The following is a 5,271-nucleotide window of genomic DNA, read 5'->3' on the forward strand; positions in this document are numbered from 1 at the left end:
ACTTCTCTGAATTCTATCAACTTCTCTAAAGTCTCTTGTGTCTATATACTTCTGAACTGCTTCAGGCATACCGCCTATTGCAATATACTGTCGAAAATACTTCATCATCTGAGAATGGATTGCCTCTGGAATAATGGCCTTCAAATCAAGATAGCTACAAAGCTTCATTATCATATCTTCAGAAATGCCCATCCCCCAAAGAAATTCTTCAAAATCGATTCCATACATTTTCAAATAATCAACATATCCAACAGGATAAGAAGATGCACGTTTATAATCAATTCCCAAAAGTGATCCCGATGCAATAACGTCAAATCGGTTATCCAATGCCCAAAATTTAAGAGAGGTAATCGCTTCCTGACACTCCTGAATTTCATCCAGAAAAATCAAACTCTTTCCTGGGATAATCTTCTTTTCAGGAAAGCGAAACCGCATAGCCATAACCATATTATCTACTGTTAAATCACCGGAAAAAATATCCATCGCAGAAGGTATCTGTTTGAAATTTATTTCAACAATTTCTTCATAGTTTTCTTCTGCAAACCTTTCGACTATATAAGTCTTTCCTGTTTGTCTGGCTCCTTGAATCACAAGACATTTTTTGTTTTTAGAATTGATCCATTTTTTTATTGAATGCGTCACTTTCCTTTTTAACATGAGGTACCTCCTATCAACAAATAATATAAAAATATCTACAGTAACTATTATAGTTCGTATATCAACATTTTAGAATTAGAAAATGTATATAAATCAACATTTTGGAAATAACAAATGTATGTCTATTAACATTTTGGAATATTATAGCATTAGTCAGGACATATTAAAAGACTTTTTATCTGAGACATAGCAGAAAATAGACTGCCTATTTCCCAATATTCCCTTTTTCGCCGCATTCTTAACTGTACGCCCAATGATGTGTTCGCTTTTAAAGCTGAAAAATCTTTGTAATGCATCATAGTATAACAACAAAAGTTAAACTTTAAAAAGAGAAAGGGAATAGGGTAAAACCGGATTGAGCAGAATAAACTCAATCCGGTTTTTGGTGTTAAAGATTATATACCTATGATTTTCTAATATCTTAATATTTTTTATTTCTTTTGTAGAAAACAGAATCAGAACAAATGATAGCTGTTGGAGTCACTTATGGCTTTTTTTCGTCAGTACTTGAATATAAAAAACAAAACGCTTCGATCCAACTCTTGCTGAAATGTGTGCTGCCCCTTTGCTTATGGTCACTGGATTAGCTGGTGGCCGTAGTTTATATATATTCAGATGATATCATGTTTTATCATTTCACAGTAACCGTCAGTGCCGCATATACACCGTTTTGTGCATATACCCATATCGTACAGGTTCCTTTACCAACTGCCTGGATAAGCCCCTCCGGGGTAACAGTGGCTACTGCTGTATTGCTGCTTTCATAGCAGAGATTTCTGTGGTGTCTGATCTTTTTGTCCTTTTTTATTTCTTTTGCTGTGATCTGTGCTGTTTTTCCTTTTCTCAGGGTTATTTTTGAAACATTCTTTTTGTTTCCAATCTTAGTTACGGAAACAGATCTTGCAATTCCGTATTTGCTGCCCTGTGTGATTACATGTATGGAGGCAGATGTATCTGTCACTACCTTTTTGCCATCTACTATTCTATATGCTTTTACGATATATTTATAGAAAGTGCCTTTCTTCAGATTTTTATGTGTCCATGTACGTCCGTTTGTAATAGTGGCAAGCTTTTTGTATTTGTATGTCTTTGTACTTGTATTGCAACGGTTTCCATATACCAAATATCCGTCCACACCATCAAGTTTACTCCATTCCAAGGTTATGGAAGTTTTCGTCTGGTTTACAGAACGGACTTTTAAGCGTCCGAACCCTTTTGTCTTGTTAATTACAGGCTCATCAGGGATCTTCACTGTGATCGTTATTGAAGCTGTGTTTTTTCCATCTTCTGTCGTTACTGTAATTATTGCCATTCCATTTCCGATTGCTGTTACTTTACCATTCTCATCTACAGCAGCGATCATTTCATTGTCAGACTTCCAGATCAGTTTCTGGGCGTCTGCGTTCTCAGGTTCGATCTTAACTTTCAGTTCTGTGGATTCACCAATCTTCGTCAGAGTTTCCTTCTCTGCTTCAATCGTGATCTTCTCAATTTCTACCGGAATCTTTACAGTTACAGCTACCGTTGCGGTATAATTGCCGCTTACGGATGTTACAGTGATCGTTGCTGTACCATTTCCAACTGCGGTTACTTTACCCTTTTCGTCTACAGTTACCACGCTTTCGTCACTGGACTTCCATGTTACCCGCGTATTATCTGCATAAGATGGAATTACCTCAGCGGTAAGCTGTGCAGTTTCATCTTTCCTGGTAAGAGTAAGTGTGTCCGGAGATACTTTAATACCTGTTACTGGGTAACTTGGGATATAGATTGCCGGGATTGTTGCCGTTTCTTTGTATCCACAAACCTTACAGGTTCTTTCCTTCTCTCCTTCCACTCCGATTGATGCCTGCTTTATTACTGTCCAGCCATCAAATTGATGTGCTTCCTGTGCTGTATCCTCATTTTCCAATGCTGCAGTGCTTCCAGTGATTTGTTTTATCAGACTGCCAGGAATAAGAATGTTCAAACGCGGGATTTACAATAGATGCTGTTTCTTTAGATGTCGCTCTTGCTTGACTTGTAGCTGTTACCTCCACCTTATAGGTTCCCGCCTCAGAGACTGCAAGAGTTCCTCCTGTCTGATCATCCAGAGTCTGATTATCTTTATACCATTGATAGCTGTACGTAATGCCTTTGTGGGCGTTTCGAGCACAGTGCGTTGCCTTTGCCGTTAAAACAATTTTAGAAGACGGACAGCCTTTTTCTTTATCCGCTGAAACTTGGACTATTGGCTTTACCAGAGCCCATACTTCCCGTATTATTATATTGTCTGTGATCTCAGAATCAGGATCCCAGATAGTATTGCCACTTTCATTGCGCCATCCAGTTCTTTCGTAACCAAGTATCACTGCCGCTTCAGGAATATCTTTGGGACTCACTTTTTCTCCCTTTATAAGATAAATACTTTTTTCTGGATTAAGCTTAGGAAAATCAGTAATGTCAGCAAAAGTCCTCAATCTAACATTAACTTTAACTACCCATTTTAAAGTTGCTCCTTTTTTTACCAGCTCCCTGTTACTGCCTTCTTTAGAACAAAAGTGTGACTGATAATTCCCGGCTATAGATTCATTAGCATATATAACTGCTGGCGTATCTGGATCGTCACCATATATAGGACCTATTAAAATAGGTTTGTTTACCTTAAATGAATCATCCACATAAATAAGCGGACTATAATTTTTGCTGTCTGTAGCACAATAATCATCGGCAAGTGTTACGCTTCCCGTTATTTTCGGACTGCGTCTAAGATACAGATCTGCGAAACCGGTTTTTTCAGTCAGATTCGGATCCCACCCCATCAAGACGATTGCATTTTCTTCTTCATTCTCTCCTGTTCCACTGTAATTATTTGTTATCGTTCCACCGTAAATTTTCACATCTGAAAGCTTTTGTCAAGGGGGTGCGTGGATATTTTTCATATTACTTACGCAGATTCTCTCTCTGCTTCTGCCTGAATAATGCGTTTCAACCTGTTCCTCCGCAGTCAAACCGCTACTATGGTCAAAAAACACTTTGACTTTATAATTTGTTTTGCCTTGCTTAATCACAAAAACTCCATCCGGTTTGTTTTTCTCCGAATGGTTATTTGGGGTGGGTAGTGTACTGTTCACAATATTTGTCATACGATATTCCTCCTTGAATGAAAAAAGCCCGACAAGGAAAGGTCTGACAACGAAGTTCCGACAACGGACATCAGAAAACCTTTTTTCTTTATCGGGCGATACTATCTTTTTACTATTTTCTTTTTCTTTATAATATTGGTTGTCATGGTTGTCAGAGAGGGAAAAGTGCCGCAATATCAAGGCTTTCGGGATTTTTGCCCGACAACCGAGACCGACAACCAGACCGACAACCGGCTCGACAACCGAAGCGACAACTGGCTTTTATTTTTGCTTCAACCATTCTTCCGGAAGCCCTAACTGTTCCATTTCCTCTGTCGGGATTTCTTGAAAACCATCCATGCTGTTGTCAGGCTCGTTGTCGTTCCTGATACGCTCCCAGCCTTTTTGTCTGCGGTAAGGCTCTGGAAAATACCTAGGATTGCTAAACGCCCTCCAGCCTGTGACAGCGTTATTCATAATGTCGTTGATCTCTCAGCAGCTCCCATTGTTTCGGTTCGTCATAATCATGCCCCAGTGCTTCCTTGTAAAGCTGCTTAGAGCAGACTATGCTGCCGGAATAGCGTTCCAAATAGTCTAAAATCTGTCCTGCCTTTGTGTCCTCCGGCATAAAGTCCTTTTGGTGGGCTTTCAGATAAGCGTTCATAGCCGGACTGAATCTCAGACGAAAATTGCCACTTCTGTAAATCTCCATAGCTTCTGCCCACATCTGATTGATATACGCTCTGGAAGCCTGTTCATCTGCCAAAATATGAACCTCAGCCCTTTCAGGATAGACCATAACCGGAACGAAGCGGCGGTTGCCTGTTCGGTCAAGGGGAAGAAAGTCAAGGGTATTAGAAGAACCTCCAAACACACATTGTCTTTTTCTGTCTGCCGGATGTGTTTCATAGGGTATCTTATAGGTTTCCTTTTGGCGGCTCAGAAAGGACTTGATTTCTTCAATGCTCTTAGCGTTAGCGGTTGCAATCATTTCCGACATTTCAATAATCCAATGCCCCTGCATTTTGCGGTACACATTTTCATCATCCAGCTTTTTCAAGTCATCAGAGAACCAGTCATCATTGACCGCAAGCAAACGGAAGAAAGAGGACTTTCCGGCTCCCTGACCGCCCACAAGACAGAGCATAACCTCAAATTTGCACCCCGGCTTAAAAGCTCGTGAGATAGCACCCAGCAAAAACAACTTCAATGCTTCATAGGTGTAATCATCTGTATCAGAACCGAGAAAGCGGTGCAGACAGAAGCGTATGCGTTCTGTTCCGTCCCATTGCAAGGCATTGAGAAAATCACAGACAGGGTGGTAACGATTTTCATTGGCAATAACCGCAACTGCGTCTATGATTTTCTTCTCTACGGTCAATCCATAGTTTTCTTCAAAATATAGGAGCAGATATTTCACATCCACATCCGTCAATGTCGGGCTGTCACGATACCAACCGAGGGGCTTCACAATGTCGATTCTTTCGGTCAGAAGATTTTTTCGGATAGC

4 protein-coding genes and 1 pseudogene are annotated in these 5,271 nt (G+C 40.1%); all 5 read right to left on the minus strand.

Going from position 1 to position 5,271, the window contains the following annotated elements; translation table 11 throughout:
• A partial coding sequence (locus tag AC058W_RS01640; RefSeq protein WP_479389626.1) for an ATP-binding protein occupies positions 1-657 on the minus strand: 657 nt, incomplete at its 3' end.
• A 631-nt stretch (positions 658-1,288) separates the two neighbouring features.
• Positions 1,289-2,569 (minus strand): Ig-like domain-containing protein, encoded by a 1,281-nt coding sequence (locus tag AC058W_RS01645; protein WP_479389627.1) that lies wholly within the window; start codon positions 2,567-2,569, stop codon positions 1,289-1,291.
• Entirely contained in the window at positions 2,559-3,536 is a 978-nt protein-coding gene (locus tag AC058W_RS01650; protein ID WP_479389628.1) for a hypothetical protein, read from the minus strand. The genes AC058W_RS01645 and AC058W_RS01650 overlap by 11 nt, the downstream gene beginning before the upstream one ends.
• A gap of 15 nt (positions 3,537-3,551) precedes the next feature.
• Entirely contained in the window at positions 3,552-3,782 is a 231-nt protein-coding gene (locus AC058W_RS01655) for a hypothetical protein (protein ID WP_479389629.1), read from the minus strand.
• Between the two features lie 261 nt (positions 3,783-4,043).
• Positions 4,044-5,271: pseudogene (locus AC058W_RS01660) on the minus strand (virulence-associated E family protein); the annotation flags it as partial.

This window comes from Blautia sp. CGZ-1-C1 (assembly GCF_056504575.1).

Bases quoted from the DNA above. Each gene is read 5' to 3' on its own strand.
- AC058W_RS01655 (WP_479389629.1), bottom strand. From the start codon at position 3,782: ATGACAAATATTGTGAACAGTACACTACCCACCCCAAATAACCATTCG.